At 44.1% G+C, this 1758-nt stretch carries 1 pseudogene; it reads right to left on the bottom strand.

Annotated elements, in window-relative coordinates:
• Nucleotides 1-1758, bottom strand: a pseudogene (locus BKK52_RS13605) (hemagglutinin repeat-containing protein); the annotation flags it as partial.

Here is a 1758-nt window from a genome sequence, read left to right as displayed (position 1 = left end):
AAAGGCTTGAGCTTGGCAGATTCACACCTTTGTCGTTAGGTTGAGTGAGTTCCGTCTTATCAAATTCATAATCCGTAAAGACATTCGCTACAGGGAGCGTGATGCTTTTGCGTTCTTGTGTCAGCAATCCTTGGGTGTGGCTATCCTCACGGCGTTTATATTTATTGCGTCCACTTCCGGTTTTGCTCTTGCGTTTTTTCAAATAACTGTATTTCTTATCGCCATAAAGTTCGGTATATTGCACACCGTCTTGTTGAATGTTATCAAACTCTGCCCTCAGTAAATGTAATGCCCCGCCTAATATCACTTGGGATTTATCATTGGTTATTTTATCTGCCTCTACGGTTAAATCCTCGGTCATCAGAATTTTCCCCGGCTGGCTTTGCGTTACCGTACTTGCCTGTATCACTTTTCGATTGACATTCGTTATCCAATAATCGGGAATTTTCTTGCCTAAATAACGAGCAATACCCTGATTATGTTTTTCAACAGAAGCCGCCAATGCCTGAAACTGTGTTTCATTATCTTTCATCCATTGTATATAAAGCGGCTTCACGGTTTCATCAAACATGGCTTTTTCAGCCTGATAAGTATTTAAGGCTTGTTCGTAATCATCCCATTTCGCTTGATACTCTCGTTTAGCCTGTTCGTCTAAGCCGGCTAAATTAGCCGGTTCGCTCGGCTTTATCGGGGCAACCGGTACCTTGGCGTTTCTTAATATCTGAGCTGTATTCGCACGTTGCTGCGTATAAAGCCCAAAAACATCCCACGCCGGGTCATTAGGTAAATAATAGCTTTCAGGCGCAATATCACATTCCTTGTCTTGGCAGAGGGTGACGGAAGGTAATAAAAAAGAGGTGACATCCGTGTTGGCTTGCGGTTTTTCAACCTTGTTCGGTAAGTGGTTGAGAATATACCCATCCCGCCCCCGAGATAAAGCATAACGTTCAAGCAAACGCACAGCTAAATGAAAACCCGACTCCGATTCCCCCTTTGGTACGATATAATGCCAATTCACTTTTTCATCAACAATCGGTTTTACTTCGGTGACAAAAAAGTCATTGGTTTGTAATACCTCATCCGCCTGCCAAACGCCACGGTGACCTTGCATTAATGCACTTCGATTTTCCACCCGGACCGCTTTTCCAATCAATTCATCCCGGTCATCCAATGCGCCACCGATAGAAAAGATACCAAAACTTAACATCGCTACGCCATCATCGGTATTGCCCGTGTAAAATCGACTTTGATTTAACACGCGATTGGCGCCCAATATGAGTTTTTTACGAGCTGCAATGGTGGCGGAAGAAAGTGTGCCGTTTTCCTCTTTTTCATCAAGATTTTCAATCTTGTTCGCACCTAACGCCACCGTATCACCATAAATCCGTCCACTGCCAATGTTTTGAATTTGTGAGGCTTTAATCACCGTTTTCGCCGAAACAGATTCACGCTGTTCCGTGTTGTCATTTACCGTTTGACGACTATTTATTAACCCTCGATTAACCACATCGCCGACGGTTTCAAAACGCACTTGCCCTGCAACAATTTCACCTGTTGAGGCTTGTGAAAAGGAAGCGCCTTTGACCTCAAGGGCTTGTTTCGCAGAAAGCTGCCCGTTTTGTGTTACCGCCCCTTTCGTCTTCACCTTAAGAGAGCCTTGTTGCGAAACCACCGTTGCCCCTTTTTCATTATCAAAGGTTTTTGTCGTAGTGATATCGATATGTTGCTGTGCCGGAATATCACCCTGATTGACAATCC

Source organism: Rodentibacter trehalosifermentans (assembly GCF_002000545.1).
Taxonomy (GTDB): Bacteria; Pseudomonadota; Gammaproteobacteria; order Enterobacterales; family Pasteurellaceae; genus Rodentibacter; species Rodentibacter trehalosifermentans.
This window is presented reverse-complemented; position numbering and strand designations above follow the sequence as displayed.